The 20,918-nt window shown below is 68.9% G+C and carries 22 protein-coding genes and 1 pseudogene; 12 read left to right on the top strand and 11 right to left on the bottom strand.

Annotation, left to right across the window (positions count from 1 at the left end; all coding sequences use genetic code 11):
• Position 1 precedes the first annotated feature (1 nt).
• From rpiA to ACTJI2_RS19290, 3 genes are read left to right on the top strand one after another with little or no spacing between them, the layout of a single operon-like run.
• Complete coding sequence (rpiA, locus tag ACTJI2_RS19300) at positions 2 to 655, top strand: ribose-5-phosphate isomerase RpiA (protein WP_440843045.1); 654 nt, start codon at positions 2 to 4, stop codon at positions 653 to 655.
• Between the two features lie 34 nt (positions 656 to 689).
• The gene (locus ACTJI2_RS19295) at positions 690 to 1,151 is read left to right on the top strand and encodes a DUF192 domain-containing protein (RefSeq protein WP_440843044.1); all 462 of its coding nucleotides are present in this window, start codon (positions 690 to 692) and stop codon (positions 1,149 to 1,151) included.
• A gap of 38 nt (positions 1,152 to 1,189) precedes the next feature.
• The gene (locus tag ACTJI2_RS19290; protein ID WP_440843043.1) at positions 1,190 to 2,038 is read left to right on the top strand and encodes a SirB1 family protein; all 849 of its coding nucleotides are present in this window, start codon (positions 1,190 to 1,192) and stop codon (positions 2,036 to 2,038) included.
• A gap of 316 nt (positions 2,039 to 2,354) precedes the next feature.
• On the opposite strand, the gene ACTJI2_RS19285 is transcribed toward ACTJI2_RS19290, so the two are convergent.
• Positions 2,355 to 2,546 carry a rubredoxin gene (locus tag ACTJI2_RS19285; RefSeq protein ID WP_141454019.1) on the bottom strand — a complete coding sequence of 64 codons (192 nt, stop codon included), beginning with the start codon at positions 2,544 to 2,546 and terminating at the stop codon, positions 2,355 to 2,357.
• Positions 2,547 to 2,611: 65 nt separating this feature from the next.
• On the opposite strand from ACTJI2_RS19285, the gene thiE reads away from it, so the two are divergent.
• The 3 genes from thiE to ACTJI2_RS19270 all read left to right on the top strand — a co-directional run bounded on the left by thiE (position 2,612) and on the right by ACTJI2_RS19270 (position 5,272).
• Positions 2,612 to 3,253, top strand: a complete 642-nt coding sequence (thiE, locus tag ACTJI2_RS19280) for a thiamine phosphate synthase (RefSeq protein ID WP_440843042.1) — start codon at positions 2,612 to 2,614, stop codon at positions 3,251 to 3,253.
• 109 nt (positions 3,254 to 3,362) lie between these two features.
• Positions 3,363 to 4,655, top strand: a complete 1,293-nt coding sequence (gene hemL / locus ACTJI2_RS19275) for a glutamate-1-semialdehyde 2,1-aminomutase (protein WP_192197265.1) — start codon at positions 3,363 to 3,365, stop codon at positions 4,653 to 4,655.
• Positions 4,655 to 5,272: an HAD family hydrolase gene (locus ACTJI2_RS19270; RefSeq protein ID WP_440843052.1), complete on the top strand. Its 618-nt coding sequence runs from the start codon at positions 4,655 to 4,657 to the stop codon at positions 5,270 to 5,272. The genes hemL and ACTJI2_RS19270 overlap by 1 nt, the downstream gene beginning before the upstream one ends.
• 200 nt (positions 5,273 to 5,472) lie before the next feature.
• On the opposite strand, the gene ACTJI2_RS19265 is transcribed toward ACTJI2_RS19270, so the two are convergent.
• From ACTJI2_RS19265 to ACTJI2_RS19240, 6 genes are all read right to left on the bottom strand, one after another.
• The gene (locus tag ACTJI2_RS19265; protein ID WP_183644866.1) at positions 5,473 to 6,702 is read right to left on the bottom strand and encodes an acetylornithine transaminase; all 1,230 of its coding nucleotides are present in this window, start codon (positions 6,700 to 6,702) and stop codon (positions 5,473 to 5,475) included.
• Positions 6,703 to 6,843: 141 nt separating this feature from the next.
• Entirely contained in the window at positions 6,844 to 7,377 is a 534-nt protein-coding gene (locus tag ACTJI2_RS19260) for a cysteine hydrolase family protein (RefSeq protein ID WP_141454023.1), read from the bottom strand.
• Between the two features lie 101 nt (positions 7,378 to 7,478).
• Positions 7,479 to 7,901 (bottom strand): VOC family protein, encoded by a 423-nt coding sequence (locus tag ACTJI2_RS19255; protein ID WP_203323507.1) that lies wholly within the window; start codon positions 7,899 to 7,901, stop codon positions 7,479 to 7,481.
• A gap of 27 nt (positions 7,902 to 7,928) precedes the next feature.
• Positions 7,929 to 8,336, bottom strand: coding sequence for a DoxX family protein (locus ACTJI2_RS19250; RefSeq protein ID WP_183644432.1), 408 nt, complete (start codon positions 8,334 to 8,336; stop codon positions 7,929 to 7,931).
• A gap of 47 nt (positions 8,337 to 8,383) precedes the next feature.
• Positions 8,384 to 8,812 (bottom strand): HIT family protein, encoded by a 429-nt coding sequence (locus tag ACTJI2_RS19245; RefSeq protein WP_440843041.1) that lies wholly within the window; start codon positions 8,810 to 8,812, stop codon positions 8,384 to 8,386.
• Positions 8,812 to 9,633, bottom strand: a complete 822-nt coding sequence (locus ACTJI2_RS19240; protein WP_440843040.1) for an SDR family oxidoreductase — start codon at positions 9,631 to 9,633, stop codon at positions 8,812 to 8,814. Before ACTJI2_RS19240 ends, ACTJI2_RS19245 begins: the two co-directional genes overlap by 1 nt.
• A gap of 189 nt (positions 9,634 to 9,822) precedes the next feature.
• Between ACTJI2_RS19240 and ACTJI2_RS19235 the strand changes: the two genes are divergently transcribed.
• Positions 9,823 to 11,853, top strand: coding sequence for a VTT domain-containing protein (locus ACTJI2_RS19235; RefSeq protein ID WP_440843039.1), 2,031 nt, complete (start codon positions 9,823 to 9,825; stop codon positions 11,851 to 11,853).
• A 6-nt stretch (positions 11,854 to 11,859) separates the two neighbouring features.
• Here the strand turns inward: ACTJI2_RS19235 and ACTJI2_RS19230 are convergent, their stop codons facing one another.
• The 3 genes from ACTJI2_RS19230 to ACTJI2_RS19220 all read right to left on the bottom strand — a co-directional run bounded on the left by ACTJI2_RS19230 (position 11,860) and on the right by ACTJI2_RS19220 (position 14,685).
• Positions 11,860 to 12,432 (bottom strand): LON peptidase substrate-binding domain-containing protein, encoded by a 573-nt coding sequence (locus tag ACTJI2_RS19230; protein WP_192197262.1) that lies wholly within the window; start codon positions 12,430 to 12,432, stop codon positions 11,860 to 11,862.
• Between the two features lie 92 nt (positions 12,433 to 12,524).
• On the bottom strand, positions 12,525 to 13,853 hold the full coding sequence (mpl, locus tag ACTJI2_RS19225) for a UDP-N-acetylmuramate:L-alanyl-gamma-D-glutamyl-meso-diaminopimelate ligase (protein WP_440843051.1): 1,329 nt from the start codon (positions 13,851 to 13,853) through the stop codon (positions 12,525 to 12,527).
• 253 nt (positions 13,854 to 14,106) lie between these two features.
• Positions 14,107 to 14,685: an adenylate kinase gene (locus ACTJI2_RS19220; protein WP_183644447.1), complete on the bottom strand. Its 579-nt coding sequence runs from the start codon at positions 14,683 to 14,685 to the stop codon at positions 14,107 to 14,109.
• 121 nt (positions 14,686 to 14,806) lie between these two features.
• On the opposite strand from ACTJI2_RS19220, the gene ACTJI2_RS19215 reads away from it, so the two are divergent.
• From ACTJI2_RS19215 to ACTJI2_RS19205, 3 genes are all read left to right on the top strand, one after another.
• Complete coding sequence (locus ACTJI2_RS19215) at positions 14,807 to 16,063, top strand: 6-phosphofructokinase (protein WP_318288525.1); 1,257 nt, start codon at positions 14,807 to 14,809, stop codon at positions 16,061 to 16,063.
• A 184-nt stretch (positions 16,064 to 16,247) separates the two neighbouring features.
• Entirely contained in the window at positions 16,248 to 16,874 is a 627-nt protein-coding gene (locus ACTJI2_RS19210) for a hypothetical protein (protein ID WP_183644453.1), read from the top strand.
• A gap of 7 nt (positions 16,875 to 16,881) precedes the next feature.
• Positions 16,882 to 17,433 carry a DUF2846 domain-containing protein gene (locus tag ACTJI2_RS19205; RefSeq protein WP_203323509.1) on the top strand — a complete coding sequence of 184 codons (552 nt, stop codon included), beginning with the start codon at positions 16,882 to 16,884 and terminating at the stop codon, positions 17,431 to 17,433.
• A 145-nt stretch (positions 17,434 to 17,578) separates the two neighbouring features.
• Here the strand turns inward: ACTJI2_RS19205 and ACTJI2_RS19200 are convergent, their stop codons facing one another.
• The gene (locus ACTJI2_RS19200) at positions 17,579 to 18,106 is read right to left on the bottom strand and encodes a hypothetical protein (RefSeq protein ID WP_440843038.1); all 528 of its coding nucleotides are present in this window, start codon (positions 18,104 to 18,106) and stop codon (positions 17,579 to 17,581) included.
• A gap of 254 nt (positions 18,107 to 18,360) precedes the next feature.
• Here ACTJI2_RS19200 and ACTJI2_RS19195 point away from each other — a divergent pair.
• Positions 18,361 to 20,394 (top strand): annotated as a pseudogene (locus ACTJI2_RS19195) (sodium-translocating pyrophosphatase); the annotation flags it as partial.
• Between the two features lie 66 nt (positions 20,395 to 20,460).
• Positions 20,461 to 20,796 (top strand): OmpA family protein, encoded by a 336-nt coding sequence (locus ACTJI2_RS19190; RefSeq protein ID WP_440843050.1) that lies wholly within the window; start codon positions 20,461 to 20,463, stop codon positions 20,794 to 20,796.
• The last annotated feature ends 122 nt before the right edge of the window (positions 20,797 to 20,918 follow it).

Below are 20,918 nucleotides of genomic sequence, written 5' to 3'. Positions count from 1 at the left end.
CGTGTCGCAGAACGAACACAAGCGCCTGGCCGGCGAAAAGGCCATCGATTTCGTCGAGGACGGCATGATCGTCGGCGTCGGCACCGGTTCCACCGTGGCCTACTTCATCGATGCGCTGGCGCGGATCAAGGATCGCATCGCCGGCGCGGTGTCCAGTTCCGAGCAGAGCACCGAGCGCCTGCGCCGGCATGGCATCGAAGTCATGGATCTCAACGCCACCGGCACCCTGTCCCTGTACGTGGACGGCGCCGACGAGTGCGATCCGCACAAGCGCCTGATCAAGGGCGGTGGCGCGGCGCTGACCCGCGAGAAGATCATCGCCGAGGCCAGCCGCAAGTTCGTCTGCATCATCGACCCGATCAAGCAGGTGCCGGTGCTGGGCAAGTTCCCGCTGCCGGTCGAGGTCGTGCCGATGGCGCGCAGCCTGGTGGCGCGCGAGATCCTGGCGATGACCGGCGGCCAGCCGGTCTGGCGCGACGGCGTGACCACCGACAACGGCAACTGGATCCTGGACGTGCACAACCTGTCCATCGTCGATCCGGTCGGCCTGGAACGCGAACTCAACCAGATCCCGGGCGTGGTCAGCGTCGGCCTGTTCGCGCGCCGCCCGGCGGACGTGGTGATCATCGGCGGCGAGCCGCCGCAGGTGCTGTAATCCCCTTTTCCGCCCGCGCCGCAGGAGGCTCCGCATGCTCAACCGTATTCTCGTCACCGGCCTGCTTTCCGTCGCCGCGTCGCTGGCGTTGAGCGGATGCGCCAGCGCCGACGGCCGCTGGGTGGAAATCGGCGGCCAGCGCTACCAGGTGGAAATCGCCGACGACGACGCCGAGCGCGCGCGCGGGCTGATGTTCCGCGACGTGCTGGCCGAGGGCACCGGCATGCTGTTCATCCACGACCGCGAGGAACCGCAGGCGTACTGGATGAAGAACACCCGCATCCCGCTGGACATCCTGTATTTCGACGACGAACGCAAGCTGGTCGCCCAGCGTCGTGACACCCCGCCCTGCTCGGCCGGCGACGCCTGCCCGTCCTATCCGAGCAACGCGCCGGCACGCTACGTGCTGGAACTGAATGCGGGCGAAGCCGAGCGCCTGAAGCTGCAGGACGGGGCTGAACTGCATCTGGGCAAGGACATCGCGCCGGCCCGCTAGGGCTTGATCGCGGCGGAAATTGGCCGCAGTCTGGCGTCATGGGGGATCGCCTCACATTGCCGGATTGGAGCAGCCTGGCGACCCGCGCCGACGAGGCGCTGCCGCTGCTGGAAACCGCGCTGCTGATCGCGCGCGACGAGTACCCCGATCTCGACGCGGATGCGTATGACACGATGGTGCAGGGCCACGTCTCGCACCTGCGCGCGGAAATCGACGCCATCGCGGCATGGCCGCTGAAGATGGCCGCGATCAACCGCCACCTGTTCGACGAACTCGGCTACAGCGGCGACCACGAGCAGTACTACGACCCGCGCAACAGCTATCTCAACCAGGTGTTCGAACGCCGCCTGGGCAATCCGATCTCGCTGGCGATGGTTCAGATGGAAGTCGCGCGCCGGCTCGGCGTACCGCTGGACGGGGTGTCATTTCCCGGTCACTTCCTGGTCCGCCTGCCGGTGGACGATGGCCTGCTGGTGATGGATCCGTTCAACGGCGGCCGCCCGCTCGGCGCCGACGAACTGCGCGAGCGGGCCCGACCACACCTGGGCGGCGACATTCCCGACGACAACGCGCTGTTGCGCATCCTCGACCCGGCCAGCCACCGCGCCATCCTGGTGCGCGTGCTGCGCAATCTGCACGGCGTGTACGCCGAACGCGACGAATGGGATCGCGCCGCGCGCAGCGCCGACCGCGTGCTCAAGCTGATTCCCGACCAGGCCGACGCCCTGCGTGATCGCGGCATGGCCTACCTGAAGATGGAACACCTCGGCGGGGCCCGCCAGGACCTCGCGCGCTACCTGCAACTGGCTCCCGAAGCCACCGACGCGGTCGAACTGCGCGAACGCCTGGTGGAACTGAATGCCACGCCGCCGGCGAGGATGCATTGAGGGCCGGGATTCGGGATGACCGGCCGTGCGGCCGTTGAAAAACCGGGATTCGGGATTCGGGATTCGGGATTCGGGATTCGGGATTCGAAGCTTTGCCTTTTCTCCCCCTTTGAAAAAGGGGGATTAGGGGGATTTGGCTTTGGGTGCGAAGAGCAAAATCCCCCGTCACCTGCTTCGCAGGCGCCCGCCCCCTTTTTCAAAGGGGACTCCAGGATCGGAATCTTCCGTTGCGCATCGCGTAGAGCGGAGCTTGCTCCGCTGCCCTGGACGTCGATCGCTCGTCTCCGACGTCACGCGAAGCCGGGCAAACCCCGCGCTACGGCACCTCGACCATCTCGAAGTCGTCCTTGGTCACGCCGCAGTCCGGGCAGGTCCAGGTGTCGGGAATGTCCTCCCAGCGGGTGCCGGGGGCAATGCCCTCTTCCGGCAGCCCCTCCGCCTCGTCGTAGAGGAAGCCGCAGACCACGCACATCCAGGTGCGGTAGGTGGTGGCGGTAGCGTCGGTCATCGGATAATGCGGGTCGGTGGGCCGTCCATTGTCCCACTCCCGTTCCCGCACCGGAAGTTTCGCCGATGAATTCCCCCTGGCCCGCCGGCGGCCCCGCGCCGCGCGGCCTGTACCTGATCACCCCCGACGAGGCCGACACCGCGCGGCTGCTGGCGCGGGTGGAACCGCTGCTCGCCGAAGGTGTCACCTGGCTCCAATACCGGCACAAGGGCGCCGACGCGGCGCTGCGCGGCCAGCAGGCGAGCGCGCTGCAGGCGCTGTGCGCGCGTGCCGGCGTGCCGCTGATCATCAACGACGACGCGGCGCTGGCGCTGGCGGTGAACGCGGCCGGCGTGCACCTGGGCGAGGACGACGGCGACATCGCCGCCGCCCGCGCGTTGCTGGGCGAGGCGGCCATCGTCGGCGCATCCTGCTATGACGAACTCGATCGCGCCCGGCGCGCGGTCGCCGCGGGCGCCAACTACGTGGCGTTCGGCGCGTTCTTCCCCACCCGCAGCAAGGCCACCACGCGCCGGGCCACGCCCGCGCTGCTGGCCGACGCCGCCGTTCTGGGCGTGCCGCGGGTGGCGATAGGCGGCATAACCCCGGACAATACACCTGCCCTGGTCGCCGCCGGAGCGGATCTGGTGGCGGTCATCGGCGGCGTGTTCGAGGCCGCCGACCCCATCGGGGCGGTGCGCGCCTACCGGCGAAGCCTCGCCGCCTGACCGGCGGCCTGCTGTGGGAGCGACGCCCGTCGCGATGAAGCTTTCCCCGGCGTTCCTTCGCGGTCCAGGCCGCTCCCACCGGACGCCCTCCTGCCTGTTTGGAATCCAGATGAACCACGATCAGTCCCACGCCCTGTTCTCCCGCGCCCAGCAACTGCTTCCCGGCGGCGTCAACTCGCCGGTGCGCGCGTTCAAGTCGGTCGGCGGCGAGCCCTTCTTCGTGCAGCGCGCCGACGGCGCCTTCCTGCATGACGTGGACGGCAACCGCTACATCGACTACGTGGGTTCGTGGGGACCGATGATCGTCGGCCACAACCATCCGGCCGTGCGCGAAGCGGTCCAGGCCGCCATCCAGAACGGCCTGTCGTTCGGCGCGCCGTGCCCGGCCGAGGTCACCATGGCCGAGACCATCACCCGCCTGGTGCCGTCCTGCGAAATGGTGCGCATGGTCAACTCCGGCACCGAGGCCACGCTGTCGGCGATCCGGCTGGCGCGCGGCGCCACCGGCCGCAACCGGATCGTCAAGTTCGAAGGCTGCTACCACGGCCATGGCGATTCGTTCCTGGTCAAGGCCGGCAGCGGCATGCTGACCCTGGGCGTGCCGACTTCGCCCGGCGTGCCCGCGGGCCTGAGCGAACTGACCCTGACCCTGAGCTACAACGACTTCGAGGGTGCGACCGCGCTGTTCGAGCAATACGGCAGCGAAATCGCCTGCCTGATCATCGAGCCGGTGGTCGGCAATGCCAACTGCCTGCCGCCGCGCGAAGGCTATCTCCAGCATCTGCGCGCGCTGTGCACGCGGCACGGCGCGCTGCTGATCTTCGACGAGGTGATGACCGGCTTCCGCGTCGCCCTCGGCGGCGCGCAGGCGCACTACGGCATCACCCCGGACCTGACCACCTTCGGCAAGGTCATCGGCGGCGGCATGCCGGTGGGCGCCTACGGTGGCCGCCGCGAACTGCTCTCGCAGATCGCCCCGGCCGGCCCGATCTACCAGGCCGGCACGCTCAGCGGCAATCCGGTGGCGATGGCCGCCGGCCTGGCGATGCTGGAACTGATCCAGGCACCGGGTTTCCACGCAGGCCTGGCGGACGCGACGAATGCGCTCTGCGATGGCCTGGAGGCCGCCGCGCGCGAAGCCGGCGTGCCGTTCTCCACCACCCGTGTCGGCGCGATGTTCGGCATGTTCTTCACCGACCAGTACGTGGACACCTACGCGCAGGCCGTGGCCTGCGACATCGGCGCGTTCAACCGCTTCTTCCACGCGATGCTGGAACGCGGCGTGTTCCTGGCGCCTTCGGCGTTCGAGGCCGGCTTCATGTCCAGTGCGCACGACGCCGCGATCATCGAGCAGACCGTCGCCGCCGCGCGCGAGGCATTCAAGGTGGTGGCCGCCGGATGATGGTGCCGCCGCGGATCGAGCGGGTGCTGTTCGACTTCGATGGCGTGCTCGCGCACTACCATCACGAACAGCGCATCGCCCACCTGGCCGCCCACGCCGGCGCGGAGCACGAACGCGTGCGCGAGGTGCTGTTCACCTCCGGCCTGGAAACCGAGTACGACGGCGGCCGGATCAGCACGGAGCTGTATCTGTCGCGCCTGGGCGAAGGCATCGCCCGGGCGATCGACGAAGACACCTGGATTGCCTCGCGGATGGCCGGCAGCCACGCCGACACGGCGGTACTGGACCAGATCCTGGCCCTCGACGCCAGCCTGGAACTGGGCGTGCTCACCAACAACGGCCTGCTGATGGCGCGGGCCATCCCGCGCATCGTCGCGCCCATCCATCCGCGACTGGAAGGCCGCGTGATCTGCAGCGGCGCCCTGCAACTGCGCAAGCCGGAGCCGCGCATCTACACGCTGGCGCTGGCGCAACTGGGATGGGACGCCGCGAGCACGCTGTTCGTCGACGATGTGTTCGCCAATGTCCAGGGCGCCCGCAGTGTGGGCCTGCACGCGGAAACCGTCACCGACGCCGCCAGCCTGCGGCAGGTGTTCAGGCGTTACCGGTTGGCCTGAGCATCGCCGGATACCTGTAGGAGCGACGTCAGTCGCGACCGCAATACATACGACGCCCGGACAGATTCTCATCACGCGGACATTTGCGGACCGACAAGCTTCCCGCGTTATCGTCCGTGCCTCGGCGCACGCCCTGGTCGGATTTTCCGGGATGCTCCAGCTCAACGGTCGCGACTGACGTCGCTCCTACATTTCTCCGCCTACTTGCCCACAAATTGGCGAAGCGCGGCATGCAGGCGCTTGCAGCCCTCGGCCAGCTCGTCGTCGTGGATGTTCAGCGCCGGCACGAAACGGAGCACGTCCGGGCCGGCCTGCAGCAGCAGCACGCCCTGCGCGGCGGCCAGGTCGAGGATTTCGCCGGCGCGTCCGGCGAAGGCCGGCTTCAGCACCGCGCCGAGCATCAGGCCACGGCCGCGCACCTGCGAGAACAGGCCCAGTTCGGCGTCCATCTCGGCGAGCGCCTTGCGCAGCGCCGCCGACTGGCGGGCGACGTTGTTGGCGATGGCCGGCGCGGCCAGCTTGCGCAGCGCGACCCGCGCCACCGCCGCGGCCAGCGGATTGCCGCCAAAGGTGGTGCCGTGCGCGCCGAACTGCATCGCCTCGGCCACCTTCGGGCCGGCCAGCATCGCGCCGATCGGGAAGCCGCCGCCCAGCGCCTTGGCCAGGGTGACGATGTCCGGGGTCACGCCATCCTGCCAGTGCGCGAACAGGGTGCCGGTACGGCCCATGCCGGACTGGATCTCGTCCAGTACCAGCAGCGCGCCGTGGTGATCGCACAGCTCGCGCACCGCGCTGAGGAAGCCGGGCGCGGCCGGCATCACCCCGCCCTCGCCCTGGATCGGTTCCAGCATCACCGCGGCGACATCACCGGCCGCCATCGCGATTTCCAGCTGGGTGAGGTCATTGAAATCCACATAGCGGAAACCGCCGGGCAGCGGTTCGTAGCCTTCCTGGTACTTGGGCTGCGCGGTCGCGGTCACCGTCGCCAGCGTGCGGCCATGGAAGCTGCCACGGAAGGTGACGATGACGCGCTTGTCCGGCGCCCGTCCCTGGCCGGCCGCCCACTTGCGCACCAGCTTGATCGCCGCCTCGTTGGCCTCGGCGCCGGAATTGCACAGAAACACGCGGCTGGCGAAGCGCGACGAGGCCACCAGTTCCTCGGCCAGGCGCAACGGCGGCTCGCTGTGGAAGACGTTGCTGGTGTGCCACAGCTTGCCGGCCTGCTCGACCAGCGCCGCCACCAGATCGGGATCGTTGTGGCCCAGGCCGCACACGGCGATACCGGCGGACAGATCGATGTATTCGCGGCCTTCGCTGTCCCAGATGCGCGCGCCCTGGCCACGATCCAGGATCAGCTCGCGCTGGCGATAGATGGGCAGGTAGTACTGCTTGCCCTTGGCGAGCAGGTCGGAGGCGGGGCTGGCGGTCATGGCGTCGGCGGGCGGGCGGGACAAGAGCGATATTGTCGCTGATTTCCCCCCGATCGGCGGTCCCCGCGGGCCGCCGGCGCCGTCATCCCCGGCGGCGTCGGCAAGGCTCGCGCCGGCATGCGCCGGAACGGGCGTTGCGGATCAGGCGAAATCGATCGCGTCGGCCGGCACCGCCCGGATCCGCGGTCCGAAACTGGTGATGTCCGGCAGGGTGGCGTTGTGGTGCGTGCGGATCTGCGCGGCGCTGGCGTGCGCCTTGTCATGGGTGGTGTGCGCGTCCGCCGCCAGCGTCACCGCATAGCCGTGCGCGGCCGCGCTGCGGGTGGTGGTATCGACGCAGAACTCGGTGGCGTAGCCGCAGATCACCAGTTCCTCCACACCCAGGAAAGCCAGCACTTCGTCCAGCCCGGTACGCAGGAACGAATCCGGCGTGCTCTTGCGGATGCGGCGATCGCCATCGACGACGTCGAGCCGCGGATCCAGTTGCCAGCCGGACGATTCCGGCTCCATCCCGCCCGCGCGCTCGTGCTGCACGTGGATCACCGGCACGCCGCGCGAGCGCGCGCGCCCGGCGAGCGCATTGATGCCGGCGATCACGCCGTCCGCGTCGGCCGGTGGCGGGCTGGTCTCGAACAATCCACGTTGCACATCAATCACCAGCAGTGCCAGGCTCATCATGCATCCGTCGTGTCATCGCGGGAGCACAGCTTCCCCGATCTGGATGGCGAATCCAAGTGCGTCGCGCGCGCCCGCGACCGCCATCATCGAGGTCGCGTTCACCATACGCCGACGTTTGCCATCGACATCCACGGCTCCTGCGGCGGCAATGCCGCGCCCTTCTGCAACAGCTCGATGGAAATCAGATCGGGCGTGCGCACGAACGCCATGCGGCCATCACGCGGCGGGCGGTTGATGGTGATGCCCAGCGACTGCAGGTGCGCGCAGGTGGCGTAGATGTCGTCGACCTCGAAGGCCAGGTGGCCGAAGTTGCGGGCGCTGCCGTAGTCCTCGTCCGAACCCCAGTTGTAGGTCAGTTCGATTTCCGACTCGGGATTGGCCGGCGCGCCGAAGTAGACCAGGGTGAACTTGCCGGCCTCGTTGTCCATGCGGCGCGTCTCGCGCAGGCCCAGGCCCTCGGTGAAGAACTTGCTGGTGGCGTCCAGATCGTGGACGCGGATCATCGCGTGCAGGTATTTCATGTCGTTCTCGTGAATCGTTGTTGCGGTTCAATGGGGGATGGCGGAACGCCGGGGCCGGCAGGCCCAGGCTAGGCCGAGCAGGCAGGCCAGGATCAGCACGCTGTACTCCATGCCGTTGCGGCCGAGACCGACCACGAACCAGCCTTCCTGCGCGTGCACCAGCCAGATGCCGCAGGCGTAGATGACGGCGAACACCAGCGCCAGCGGGGTCACCCAGCGACCCCAGGCGAGCAGCAGGGTAGCGGAGAGTTCGAATCCGGTGATGAACCAGGCGATACCCGCGCCGAAGGGAAACCCTTGCGCGTCCAGGAACTGCCCGAACGGTGCCACGCCTCCCGCGCCCAGGCGGGCCGCGCCATGGATGAAGAGCAATGCCGCCAGCACGCAGCGGATCAGGGTCAGTCCTTGCCGGAAGGAGGCGGCGTCGGCGGTCATCGGGATGCTCCGGTGGAAAAGACGTTCTGGAAAAGTGGCCTGGACCTTCAGGAAGCGATATGGCAGTGCGGGCGCAGGCGCGCGGCCAGCCCATCCAGATCGGTGCGCACGGCCGGTGCCGGCAGCCCCTGCGGATAAAGCCGGAACAGGCCATCGCGATACTGGCGCGGCTGCACATGCAGATGCACGTGCGGAACTTCCTGCCCGCCGGCATGGCCGTTGGACTGCCACAGGTTGAGGCCGGGTGGATCGAATTCCGCCCGCAGCGCCTGTGCGACCCGCACCGCCATCCGCATCAGCGCGGCGGCGGTGTCCGGCGCCAGTTCGTAGATCGTCTCGACATGCGCGCGCGGCACCACCAGCACATGCCCCGGCACCGGCTGGCGCAGATCCAGGAACGCCACCACGTCGGCATCCTCGGCCACCCGGCTGGCCGCGGCCCGACCTTCGAGGATGGCGCAGAAGATGCACGTCATCAGGGATCCAGGAACAGGTCCGGCAACAGCGGCTGGGAAGGATCCACGGCGTAGCCGGAGAAATCCTCGACGCCGGCTTCTCGCAGCACGTTCTCGTCGATCAGGAAATGCCCGTGGAAACCCGCCGCCGGCCGGGTGAGCACGGCATGCGCGGCGTCGGCGACGATGGCCGGGGTGCGGCAACGCGGAATCTCGACGCCGGGAATCATGTTCAGGGCGTCGGTGGCGATGATCGTGCGCGGCCACAGCGCGTTGACCGCCACGCCCTGCGGACCGAACTCGCCGGCCAGGCCGAGGGTCACGAAGCTCATGCCCATCTTCGCCAGGGTGTAACCGGTGTGCGGCGTCCACCAGCGCGAATCCAGCGACGGCGGTGGCGCCAGGGTGAGGATGTGCGGATTGGCCGCCTGGCGCAGGTACGGCAGGCACGCCTGCGCGCACAGGAAACTGCCGCGCGCATTGACCTGGTTCATCAGGTCGAAGCGCTTCATCGGCGTGTCCAGCACGCCGGCCAGCCAGATCGCGCTGGCATTGTTGACCAGGATGTCGATGCCGCCGAAGGCGTCCACGGTCGCGGCCACCGCCGCGCGCACGTCGTCCTCCTCGCGGATGTCGCATTTCAGCGCCAGGCCCTGCCCGCCCGCCTCGGTGACCGCCTGCGCCGCGCTGTGGATGGTGCCCGGCAGCTTCGGGTTGGGGACCGAGGACTTGGCCGCGATCGCCACGTTGGCGCCGTCGCGCGCCGCGCGCAAGGCGATCGCCAGGCCGATGCCGCGCGAGGCGCCGGTGATGAAGAGAGTCTTGCCCTGCAAGCTGGCCATGGAAGTCCTGCGTCCGCCGATGGAAATGGGATGCCTTTCAGGATACCCCGGCCGGGCGGCGGGCCGGCGGCGGCGGGACGAAGCGTCCGGATACGGGGCCGGGAGCACGTCGCCAGCCACGTTTCACGTTGAAAGTCCACGCCCATCAGACGGGATGCCAGTCATGAACGGCCGCCTATAATCCGGGCGATGAATCCGTCCTGGTTCGACTCGCTGCTGGCCTGGATCAGCGCACATCCGGTGGCCGCGGGGGCGGTGATCTTCGCGATCGCCTTCTGCGACGCGGTGATCATCCTGGGCGCCATCGTGCCGGCGCTGCCGCTGCTGTTCGCGGTCGGCGTGCTGATCGGCCTGGGCGAGATCTCCGGCCCCTATGCGCTGATCTGCGCCGCCATCGGCGCGCTGGCTGGCGACGGCACCAGTTTCTGGGTTGGCCACCGCTGGGGGCCGCAACTGCGCCGTCACTGGCCTTTCAGCCGCTATCCGCAGTTGCTGGACCGGGGCGAGGTGCTGTTCCGCCGCAACGCCATCAAGAGCATCCTGATCGCCCGCTACGTCGGTCCCATCCGGCCGTTCGTGCCGGCGGTGGCCGGCATGCTGCGGATGCCGATGAAGCGCTACCTGCCGGCCAGCCTGCTGGCGGCGGTTTCGTGGGCGGCCCTGTTCCTGCTGCCGGGCTGGATATTCGGGCACGCCTACGACGCGGTGGCCGCGGTCGCCGGCCGCCTGGGCCTGGTGCTGGGCCTGTTGCTGGTGGTGCTGGCCCTGGCCTGGGCGCTGGTGCTGTACAGCTACCGCTGGTTCGCCGCCCATGCCGATGCGCTGCTGGCGCGCGCGCTGGCCTGGTCGCACGCGCATCCGGTCATTGGCCGCTATTCGGCGGCGGTGTTCGATCCCGGGCGCCGCGAGTCGGTGCCGCTGGCGCTGCTGGCGATCCTGCTGCTGGCGATCGTCTGGGTGTGGTTCGCCTTCCTGGTCATCGTCATCGGCCACGGCGAGCCGCTGGGCATCGATCTGGCCGTGCACGAACTGATGCAGGTGCTGCGCAATCCGCTGGCCGACCAGCCGCTGGCCGCGATCGCCTCGCTCGGCGACGAGCAGGTGCTGGCGCCGGCCTCGCTGCTGGTGCTGGTGTACCTGTGCTGGCGCCGACGCTGGATGGCGGCGGCGCACTGGCTGGCCGCGCTGGCGTTCGGCCTCGCGCTGACCGCGTGGCTCGGCGCCTCGGTCGATATTCCCAAGCCGCCGTCGGTCAGCAGCGGTTTCGGCTTCCCGTCCATCGCGGTGACGATGGCGACCATCACCTTCGGTTTCTTCGCGGTGCTGATCGCGCGCGAACTGCCGGGCCGCCAGCGGGTCTGGCCATATCTGGTCTCGGGAATAGTGGTCGCGCTGATCGGTTTCGCCCGCATCTACCTGGGCGCGCACTGGCTCAGCGACATCATCGGCGGCATGTTGTTCGGCATCGTCTGGCTGCTGGTGCTGGGCATCGCCTACCGGCGGCGCATGGTGCGCTCGTTCTGGATCACCCCGTTGGGCTGGCTGTTCTACGGCGCCTTCGCCGTCGCCGCGCTGTGGCACGCGCCGCGCAACGTGGATCGCATGCTGGCGCAGTTCGAGACCCCGGTGATGGTGCGGGCGATGGCGATGGACGACTGGTGGCGGGAAGGCTGGCAACGACTGCCGGCGCGCCGCAACGAGTTCGACGACGAACAGCGCTGGCCGCTGGACGTGCAGGTGGCCGGGCCGCTGGCGCCGCTGCAGGCGCGACTGGAAGCGGCCGGCTGGCGGGCGCAGCCGCAGGCCGGCTGGGAGGACGCGCTCAACCTGCTGGATACCGATCTGTCCCCGGCCGAGCAGCCGGTGCTGCCGGCCACCCTGGATACCCGCGCCGAGAGCCTGCTGATGGTGCGCGACGGCGCCCAGCCCGGCCTGCGCTTCGTGCTGCGGCTGTGGCCGGCGAACACGCTGCTGCAACCGGGCGACACCCCGCTGTGGATCGGCAGTGCGCAGGTGTTGAAGCACCAGCAGGCGTTCCGGCTGGTGGGCGTGTGGCGCCCGTTGCGCGAAGCCGATGCGGCACTGCTCGCAGTGAGTGCCGCCACCGCGCCGATGCAGCACCGGATCGAACCGCACCCGCAATCGAAACTGCCGGTGCTGCGCGTACGCACGGATGCCGTGCCGATCGCTCCGCCGGAACCTGCCGCCAGGAAACCTTGAGCCTGATCAGGCGATCGCCGCGAGCAGCCGATCCAGGCGCACGTGCGGATTGTCTTCCTGCAGCAGCATCGCCCGCTGCTGCGCGCTGAGCGGAAGCAGTTCCGCCAACCGCCATCCCACCCACGCGGCGCTGTCCATCTGCGCCGGGGTGATCCGCGCCAGATCCGCGCCGGCCTGTTCGAGCAGGCTCTGCAGCAGCGTCGCCAGCAGGCCGTGCTGGGGTTGCAGTTCGTCGTCGGGCTCGGGCTCGCACCACTGCACTTCGCCCATCACCAGGCCGTTGTCGCGCACGCGGGTGCGGATGACCCGGAACCGGCGCGCGCCGCGCACGCGCAGGGCGAGCAGGCCGTCGGGGCCGGTATCGAAGTCCTCGATCATGGCCTCGGTGCCGTAGGCGGCCGGCACCGCGGGCTGCCCCGCTTCCTCGCCTTCCAGGATCAGGCAGATGCCGAAACCGCGACCGGATCGCCCGCAATCGCGCACCAGGTCCAGATACCGCCGCTCGAATACCCGCAAGCCCAGGCCCGCACCGGGCAGCAACACGGCATGCAGGGGGAACAACGGCAGGATTTCGGTCATCGGATCTCCGTCAACCACGGTCCAGGGTGGCGTATCGGAATCCATCCACGGAACAGTCATCGACACTGGGCGGTGGTGGGGCGGGATCCACCCTACGCGGTTTCCCGCAGCGCCGCCAGGAAGCGGCGCGGCGCGCCGTCGAAGCCGCCGTTGGACATGAACACCACGTGGTCGCCCGGGCGCGCGATCGACCGCAGCGCGGCGATCAACGCCTCCACGTCCGGCACCGTGCGCGCGTCGCCGCGGATCGCGTCGACCACCTTGCCGGCGTCCCACGGCAATTCCGGCCGGTGCAGGAATACCACCGCGTCGGCCAGCGCCAGCGATGGCGCGAGCGCATCGGCGTGCGCGCCCAACCGCATCGAATTGCTGCGCGGCTCCATCGCTACCACGATGCGTGCGTCGCCCACCTTCGCCCGCAGTCCTTGCAGGGTCGTGTGGATGGCGGTGGGATGGTGGGCGAAATCGTCGTACAGGGTGATGCCGTCCGCCTCGCCGATGACTTCCAGCCGCCGCTTGACGCTGCGGAAATGCGCCAGCGCCGGCATCACCGTCGCCGGGTCCACGCCGACCGCGTGCACCGCGGCCAGCGCGGCCAGTCCGTTGAGCACGTTGTGGCGGCCCAGCAGCGGCCAGCGCACTTCACCGAGTTCGCGGCCCTGGTGGCGCACGGCGAAGACGCTGCCGTCCTCGCGGATCAAGCGCGCGCTCCATTCCAGCGCGGGATCGAAGCCGAATCGTTCCACCGGCGTCCAGCACCCCATCGCCAGCACTTCGGCCAGGCGCGCATCCTCGCCGTTGACGATCAGGCGGCCGCGGCGCGGTACCGTGCGGACCAGATGATGGAACTGGCGCTGGATGGCGGCCACATCGGGAAAGATGTCGGCGTGGTCGTATTCCAGGTTGTTGAGGATCGCCACCAGCGGCCGGTAGTGGACGAACTTGCTGCGCTTGTCGAAGAACGCGGTGTCGTACTCGTCCGCCTCCACCACGAACTCGCGGCCCTGGCCCACCCGCGCCGACACGCCGAAGTCCTCCGCCACGCCGCCAATCAGGAAACCCGGCGAGCGTCCGGCCGCTTCCAGCAGGTAGGTCAGGATGGTGGTGGTGGTGGTCTTGCCGTGGGTGCCGGCCACCGCGAGGGTGTCGCGGCCGGGCAGCACGCGCTCGGACAGCCACTGCGCGCCGGAGGTGTAGCGGCGGCCCTCGTCCAGCACCGCCTCGACCGCGTCGTTGCCGCGCGAGAGCGCGTTGCCGATGACGATCTCCTCGCAGTCCGGCGAGATGTTGTTTGCCTGGTAACCCTGCGCCAGCGCGATGCCGAGGTTCTCCAACTGCGTGGACATCGGCGGGTAGATTGCCTGGTCGCTGCCTTCGACCTCGTGCCCCAGCTCGCGGGCGAGCGCGGCCACGCCGCCCATGAACGTGCCGGCAATTCCCAGAATGTGGATCTTCAAGACGACGTTTCCGTGGTGAACGACGAGACTTTAGCCCAGTGCTCCCCTTTCGGCACGCCGGTGCGCCAGCGGCGGTGCGGCCCGGCGCGCGGACGATGCAACCGGGGCGGGAGGCCCGGGCCAGCGAGACAGGGAGCGCGTTATCAGCGGCGTTCCGCCGCCTCGCGGTGGGCCGCCATGCAATCACACAGCGGCCGCAGCCGTGCGGAAGCCGGCCTCAGCCGACTTCCTTGGCCGGCGCCAACGCCTCGATCAGGCGGCTGAACACCTCGTCCAGCGAACCGACGCCATCGACGACGGTGAGCTGGCCGTGCTGGCGGTAGTACTCGATGACCGGCGCGGTCTGGCTGGTGTACTTGTCCAGGCGGTTGCGGACCACGTCCGGGGAATCGTCGTCGCGGCCCTCGGCCTTGGCGCGGCCGGCGATGCGTTCCACCAGCAGATCGGTGGGGACTTCCAGTTGCACCGCGAAATCCATCGGCTGGCGGATCCGCTCCAGCAGCACGCCCAGGGCGTCGGCCTGGACCAGGTTGCGCGGGTAGCCGTCGAGGATGAAACCGTTGGCGGTGTCCGGACGGGCGAACCGATCCTCCAGCATGCCCAGCAGGATCTCGTCGCTGACGAAATCGCCGCGCGCCATGATTTCCTTGGCCTGCACGCCCAGCGGCGTGCCCGCCGCGACTTCCGCGCGGAGCAGATCACCGGTGGAAATGTGGGGAACCTGCAGATATTCCTTCAGACGCGCCGCCTGAGTGCCCTTGCCCGACCCGGGGGGGCCCAGTAGAACCAATCGCATTGTGTAACTCCCGAACTAGAATCCTGCTGGCGGTGCCGGGCGGCGGGATCCCCCGCGCCTCGCTGCACCGCGTCATCTGTGTGAAGCTTACCGCATCCCAGCAACCCGGAACGTACCCCCCATGTCCCAGGGCACCCTACTTTATGCGCAGTCCGGCGGTGTCACCGCCGTCATCAACGCCACCGCCGCGGCCGTCATCGGCGAGGCACGCGCCCGTAAAATCAAGGTCTTGGCGGCCCGCAACGGCATCCTCGGCGCCCTGCGCGAGGAGCTGATCGACACCAGCAAGGAGTCCGCCGCGGCCATCCGCGCGCTGGCCCAGACCCCCGGCGGCGCGTTCGGCTCATGCCGGGTCAAGCTGAAGTCGCTGGAGGCCGACCGCGCCCGCTACGAACGCCTGCTGGCGGTATTCAAGGCCCACGACGTGCGCTGGTTCCTCTACAACGGCGGCAACGACTCGGCCGATACCGCGCTCAAGGTGTCGCAGTTGGCCAAGGCCTTCGACTACCCGTTGACCTGCATCGGCGTGCCCAAGACGGTCGACAACGATCTGGCCGTCACCGACACCTGCCCGGGCTTCGGTTCGGCCGCCAAGTACACCGCGGTATCCGTGCGCGAGGCGGCGCTGGACGTGGCGGCGATGGCCGAGACCTCCACCAAGGTGTTCGTGTACGAGGCCATGGGCCGCCACGCAGGCTGGCTGGCCGCGGCCGCCGGCCTGGCCGGGCAGTCGCCGGACGACGCGCCCCAGATCATCCTGTTCCCGGAGCGCGCCTACGACGAGACGGCGTTCCTGGCCCAGGTGAAGAAGGTCGTGGCCAAGGTCGGCTGGTGCGTGGTGGTGGCCAGCGAGGGCATCCAGCACGCCGACGGCCGCTTCGTCGCCGACGCCGGCGGCGGCAAGGATTCGTTCGGGCACACCCAGCTCGGCGGCGTGGCGTCCTATCTGGCCGGCCGGGTCAAGGACCAGTTGGGCTTCAAGGTCCACTGGACCCTGCCCGACTACCTGCAGCGCTCGGCCCGCCACATCGCCTCGAAGACCGACTGGGAACAGGCCCAGGCGGTCGGCAAGGCCGCGGTCCAGTACGCGCTGAAGGGACAGAACGCGGTGATGCCGGTGATCGTGCGCACGTCCGACGCGCCGTACCGCTGGAAGATCGAAGCCGCGCCGCTGGAAAAAGTCGCCAACCACGAAAAGAAGATGCCGAACGGCTTCCTGCGCAAGGACGGCTACGGCATCACCGCCGCCGCGCGCAAATACCTGGAGCCGCTGATCCGCGGCGAGGCCTATCCCGAGTTCGGCCGCGACGGCCTGCCGAAGTACGTCGCGCTGAAGAACGTGGCGGTGAAGCAGAAGCTGCCGAATTGGGAGGGGTGAACGGGAGATGGCGTCCGCGATGAAACATCGTGGCGCCGTCTTCCTGCTCGTTTCCTTGTTCATCGTTCAATGACGCGGGTGGGACCAAGTCCCACCGTCGCCCCAAACTTCGGCGTGATATCCCCTATGCAGTTCCCCACGCCTGCGCTAGCCTGCGCGCGGGGAAATCTGGAGGGGAAACCCGATGTCGACGGTTCGCGCCTTGCCGGCGCTGGCGTTGCTGTGCGCGTCCGCCGTCGCTGGCGCCGTCACGCCGGGTCAGGCGATTCCCTCCATTCCCGCGGTTCCACCCTCGGCGCCCGTCACGGTACCGGCCTGCCCGCCATCCGAAGGCGCAGAGCTGGAGCTCGCACTCGCGGACACCTTGAATTCCGCCCGCACCCAACGCGGCGAACGCTTTCGCCTGACGCTTGTCGAGCCCGTGATCACTTCCGACGGCACCTTGCCCGCCGGCACCGCCGGCGTCGGTGAAGTCGTGCATGCCGAGCCGTCGCGCGGCGGCGGCAAGCCGGGCGAAATCCTGCTGGCGGCGCGGTATCTCGAATACCAGGGCGAGCAGATACGACTGCGCGGTTTCAAGCTGGGCGGCAGCGGCCAGGATCGCTCGCGTGCCGCGATCGGCACGGCCGTCGTGGCCGGTCCCTTCGCCTATTTCCTCAAGGGCAGGGAAATCGAACTGCCCGCCGGCACCCGCGCGCGGGCCCGGCTCGCGCAGGCGCTGCCGCCATCGGCATCGCCGTCGCCGGCCTGCGCCATCGCGCGGACGCCGCCAACCGAATCCCCACGCACCACCACCCAACCAACGGAGTAGAGCATCCATGCGTTTCCGCCTGACCCGCCTCGTGATCGCCGCAGTCCTGTGTGCCCCGTTCGCCATCGCCGCCCAGGAAGCCGCCACCGCGGCGCCGGCGGAAGCGGCCGATGCCGCCCCCTCGCCCGCGCCACAGGAACAAGCAGCACCTGCGCCGGCCCCGGCCGCCGACGCGCCCGCGCCGGCATCGCAGTCCAAGGGCGCGATCGCCATCGCCGCTCCGGAGGCCGGCAAGGGCCAGATCGTGTTCTTCCGTGAAAAGAAATTTGCCGGCGCCGCCGTCAACTACATCGTCCGCGAAGGCGAAACCGAACTGGGCAAGCTGAGCAGCGGCAGCTATTTCGTCGTCGCGGTGGAACCCGGCGCGCACGCCTACACCGTGCATTCGGAAGCCAAGGACGTGCTCAACCTGGAAGTGGAAGCCGGCGAGACCTACTACGTGATCGGCGGCATCACCATGGGCTTCCTGGCGGGCCGGCCGAACCTGTCGCCGTCGGATCAGGCCGCGTTCGACGCCATGTCCGGCAAGCTCAAGCCGTCCAAGCCGTTGAAGAACTGAGTTTCATCCACCGGCGCACGCGCGGCTGGGCCCGCGTGCGCCGCGTGTGGTCATTGCGCGCGTGGTGGGAATGACGCGGCGTGATTCGAACGGATTGCTCGACCCTCGTCGAGCAACGACGATGGCCGTCAGGCAGGTCCCCACTCTAGGGACACTTGCCCTCGACCTTCATCCCGGCGGCGAACAGCGGAATCTTCGCCTGCGCGATCTTGCCGGCGGCGATGTCCTGCTTGGCGTCTTCCAGATAGATGCGGGCCTGGCCCTGGCCATCCTTGTCCGGCGTGCTGACCGCCACCGGCTTGCGCCAGATGCGGACGACCGCCTGCTGCGAGGCGCAGGCCGCGCTCGGAATGCGGATCACGTCGTTGAGCAGCCAGCCCGACGCCGTCTCCGGCTTGGCCTTGGCCGCGTCCAGCAGGCGCGCGCGTGGCTGGCACTGCGCGCTGGTGCGGACCACGCTGAAACGGTAGGGCTGCGCCGCATCGCCGGTGAACATGCCCTCGAAACGGGCGCACGCCTCCGGAATCTGGCGGATGGTATGGACCGCACCCACCGCCTGCGCGGTGGCGGCGCCGGGCCGCTTGATCTCCGGCTGCGGTTCGGCCGCAAACGCCGGCAGGACAACGGCGGCGGCCAGGGTGGCGGTGAGGACGAGGGGGGAAATCGGACGCATCGGGCAACCTCGGGAACACGACCGCGCAAGGCTGGCACGGCCTGCCTGAACCCCGGCTCGTGGTTGGCGGGCGGGCCGGGCTCGGGTCATACTCGGGGCGCTCCAGGGATTGTCTGAACACGTCGGTATCCGCGCGGCCCCTCGCCGCAGTGGCTGTATCCCGTTCGACAGGCTCCATCGGGATCACTGCCCCACCCGGATTTTCGACCGGTCATGCACTCGCCGGACGTCATCCATCTACCTTGGGAGGGGTCATGCTGGAACAACACGGTTTGATGCTGTCGCTGGTCTGCGCCGCGGTGGCAATTCTTTACGGAATATTCTCGGCACGCTGGATTCTGTCCCGGCCTGCCGGCAATCCGCGCATGCAGGAAATCGCGGCGGCGGTGCAGGAAGGCGCAAGCGCCTACCTGCGCCGGCAATACACCACCATCGCGATCGTCGGCGTCATCCTGTTCCTGATCATCGGCTTCGTGCCCGCGCTGGGCTGGCCCACCGCCATCGGTTTCGCCATCGGCGCGGCGCTGTCGGGCGTGGCCGGTTTCATCGGCATGTTCGTCTCGGTGCGCGCCAACGTGCGCACGGCCGAGGCCGCCACCCACGGCCTGAACCAGGCGTTGAAGATCAGTTTCACCGGCGGCGCGGTCACCGGCCTGCTGGTGGTCGGCCTGGGCCTGCTGGGCGTGGCCGGCTACTTCATCGTGGTCTGGAACGGCCAGCCCACCGAGGCCGCGATCAAGGCCGCGTTGCAGCCGATGGTCGGGCTGGCCTTCGGTGCCTCGCTGATCTCGATCTTCGCGCGCCTGGGCGGCGGCATCTTCACCAAGGGCGCCGATGTCGGTGCGGATCTGGTCGGCAAGGTCGAAGCGGGCATCCCCGAGGACGACCCGCGCAACCCGGCGGTGATCGCCGACAACGTCGGCGACAACGTCGGCGACTGCGCCGGCATGGCCGCCGATCTTTTCGAAACCTACGCGGTGACGGTGATCGCGGCGATGCTGATCGCCGGCATCTCCTTCGCCACCTACGGCTGGGCCGGCGTGGTCTATCCGCTGGTGCTGGGCGCGGTGTCGATCGTGGCTTCGGTCATCGGCACCTTCTTCGTCAAAGCGCGTGAAGGCGGCAAGATCATGAACGCGCTGTACCGCGGACTCGCGGTTTCCGGCGTGCTGGCCGCCATCGCGTTCTTCTTCGTCACCAAGTCGATGTTCGCGCCGGAACTGTTGATGCCGCTGTTCGGCTGCGCGCTGATCGGCCTGGTGCTGACCGCGGCGATGGTGGTAATCACCGAGTACTACACCGCCACCGAGTACGCGCCGGTGCAGCAGGTCGCCAAGGCGTCCGAAACCGGCCACGCCACCAACATCATCGCCGGCCTGGCGGTGTCGATGAAGTCGACCGCGCTGCCGGTGATCGCGGTGGCGATCGCCATCCTGGCCAGCTTCTGGGTGGGCGGCCTGTACGGCGTCGCCGTCGCCGCCACCGCGATGCTGTCGATGGCCGGCATGGTGGTCGCGCTGGATGCCTACGGCCCGATCACCGACAACGCCGGTGGCATCGCCGAAATGAGCGAGCTGGGCCCGGACATCCGCAAGATCACCGATGCCCTGGACGCGGTCGGCAACACCACCAAGGCGGTGACCAAGGGCTATGCGATCGGTTCGGCCGCGCTGGCCGCGCTGGTGCTGTTCGCCGATTACGCGCACAAGCTGGGCGAGAAGTTCGGCGAGGGCGCGGTCAGCTTCGCCATCAATGATCCCAAGGTGGTGGTCGGCCTGCTGATCGGCGGCCTGATTCCGTACCTGTTCGGTGCCTTCGCGATGCAGGCGGTGGGTCGTTCGGCCGGCGCGGTGGTGGAGGAAGTGCGCCGCCAGTTCCGCGAGATCAAGGGCATCATGGAAGGCACCGGCAAGCCGGAATACGACAAGGCGGTGGACCTGCTGACCAGGTCGGCGATCCGCGAAATGATCGTGCCGTCGCTGCTGCCGCTGATCATCCCGATCATCGTCGGCCTGCTGCTCGGCCCGGCCGCGCTGGGTGGCCTGCTGATGGGCACGATCGTCACCGGCCTGTTCGTCGCCATCTCGATGTGCACCGGCGGCGGCGCCTGGGACAACGCCAAGAAGTACATCGAGGAAGGCCATCACGGCGGCAAGGGTTCGGATGCGCACAAGGCCGCGGTCACCGGCGACACCGTCGGCGATCCGTACAAGGACACCGCCGGCCCGGCCATCAATCCGCTGATCAAGATCATCAACATCGTCGCCCTGCTGCTGGTGCCGCTGCTGCCGGTGGACGGTTGGTTCAAGGGCGGCGCCAGCGCGGCGGCGGGCGGCGCCCATTCGGCCGAATCCATGCACGTCGCGGAGATGACCGACGCCCGCCTGGCCAAGGTGTACTTCGATGTCGGCTCGGCGGTGGTTCCGGCCGATGCCAGCGCGCGGCTGGCCCGCGTGCTCGGCAGCCTGCACGCCAAATCCGACAGCAAGGCGCGGGTGTCCGGCTTCCACGACGCCAGCGGTGATCTGGCGACCAACCAGGAGCTGGCCAAGCAGCGCGCGCAGGCCATCCAGCAGTGGCTGGTGGTCAATGGCATCGCCGCCGAGCGCATCGAACTGGACAAGCCGATGCAGACCGAGGGCAACGGCAACGCCGACGAGGCGCGGCGGGTGGAAGTGAAGGTGGAATAGCGCGCTTCGGCATTCGAAGGCGCGATGAAACAGGGCGGCCATGGCCGCCCTGTTTTTTCTACGAATTGCCATTGTAGGAGCGACGTAAGTCGCGACCACTCACCCTGATTCCCGATAGACGA

The sequence above is a fragment of the Pseudoxanthomonas sp. 22568 genome, from assembly GCF_052044485.1.
GTDB classification, from domain to species: Bacteria; Pseudomonadota; Gammaproteobacteria; order Xanthomonadales; family Xanthomonadaceae; genus Pseudoxanthomonas_A; species Pseudoxanthomonas_A beigongshangi.
The sequence above is the reverse complement of the archived record's forward strand: the minus strand, read 5'-3'. Positions and strand labels throughout refer to the sequence as shown.

What these genes read in the sequence shown, in the direction of transcription:
- ACTJI2_RS19295 (WP_440843044.1), top strand. Translation starts at nt 690, where the DNA reads ATGCTCAACCGTATTCTCGTCACCGGCCTGCTTTCCGTCGCCGCGTCG.
- ACTJI2_RS19290 (WP_440843043.1), top strand. Translation starts at nt 1,190, where the DNA reads ATGGGGGATCGCCTCACATTGCCGGATTGGAGCAGCCTGGCGACCCGC.
- ACTJI2_RS19285 (WP_141454019.1), bottom strand. Translation starts at nt 2,546, where the DNA reads ATGACCGACGCTACCGCCACCACCTACCGCACCTGGATGTGCGTGGTC.
- thiE (WP_440843042.1), top strand. Translation starts at nt 2,612, where the DNA reads ATGAATTCCCCCTGGCCCGCCGGCGGCCCCGCGCCGCGCGGCCTGTAC.
- hemL (WP_192197265.1), top strand. Translation starts at nt 3,363, where the DNA reads ATGAACCACGATCAGTCCCACGCCCTGTTCTCCCGCGCCCAGCAACTG.
- ACTJI2_RS19270 (WP_440843052.1), top strand. Translation starts at nt 4,655, where the DNA reads ATGGTGCCGCCGCGGATCGAGCGGGTGCTGTTCGACTTCGATGGCGTG.
- ACTJI2_RS19265 (WP_183644866.1), bottom strand. Translation starts at nt 6,702, where the DNA reads ATGACCGCCAGCCCCGCCTCCGACCTGCTCGCCAAGGGCAAGCAGTAC.
- ACTJI2_RS19260 (WP_141454023.1), bottom strand. Translation starts at nt 7,377, where the DNA reads ATGAGCCTGGCACTGCTGGTGATTGATGTGCAACGTGGATTGTTCGAG.
- ACTJI2_RS19255 (WP_203323507.1), bottom strand. Translation starts at nt 7,901, where the DNA reads ATGAAATACCTGCACGCGATGATCCGCGTCCACGATCTGGACGCCACC.
- ACTJI2_RS19250 (WP_183644432.1), bottom strand. Translation starts at nt 8,336, where the DNA reads ATGACCGCCGACGCCGCCTCCTTCCGGCAAGGACTGACCCTGATCCGC.
- ACTJI2_RS19245 (WP_440843041.1), bottom strand. Translation starts at nt 8,812, where the DNA reads ATGACGTGCATCTTCTGCGCCATCCTCGAAGGTCGGGCCGCGGCCAGC.
- ACTJI2_RS19240 (WP_440843040.1), bottom strand. Translation starts at nt 9,633, where the DNA reads ATGGCCAGCTTGCAGGGCAAGACTCTCTTCATCACCGGCGCCTCGCGC.
- ACTJI2_RS19235 (WP_440843039.1), top strand. Translation starts at nt 9,823, where the DNA reads ATGAATCCGTCCTGGTTCGACTCGCTGCTGGCCTGGATCAGCGCACAT.
- ACTJI2_RS19230 (WP_192197262.1), bottom strand. Translation starts at nt 12,432, where the DNA reads ATGACCGAAATCCTGCCGTTGTTCCCCCTGCATGCCGTGTTGCTGCCC.
- mpl (WP_440843051.1), bottom strand. Translation starts at nt 13,853, where the DNA reads ATGGGCGGCGTGGCCGCGCTCGCCCGCGAGCTGGGGCACGAGGTCGAA.
- ACTJI2_RS19220 (WP_183644447.1), bottom strand. Translation starts at nt 14,685, where the DNA reads ATGCGATTGGTTCTACTGGGCCCCCCCGGGTCGGGCAAGGGCACTCAG.
- ACTJI2_RS19215 (WP_318288525.1), top strand. Translation starts at nt 14,807, where the DNA reads ATGTCCCAGGGCACCCTACTTTATGCGCAGTCCGGCGGTGTCACCGCC.
- ACTJI2_RS19210 (WP_183644453.1), top strand. Translation starts at nt 16,248, where the DNA reads ATGTCGACGGTTCGCGCCTTGCCGGCGCTGGCGTTGCTGTGCGCGTCC.
- ACTJI2_RS19205 (WP_203323509.1), top strand. Translation starts at nt 16,882, where the DNA reads ATGCGTTTCCGCCTGACCCGCCTCGTGATCGCCGCAGTCCTGTGTGCC.
- ACTJI2_RS19200 (WP_440843038.1), bottom strand. Translation starts at nt 18,106, where the DNA reads ATGCGTCCGATTTCCCCCCTCGTCCTCACCGCCACCCTGGCCGCCGCC.
- ACTJI2_RS19190 (WP_440843050.1), top strand. Translation starts at nt 20,461, where the DNA reads ATGCACGTCGCGGAGATGACCGACGCCCGCCTGGCCAAGGTGTACTTC.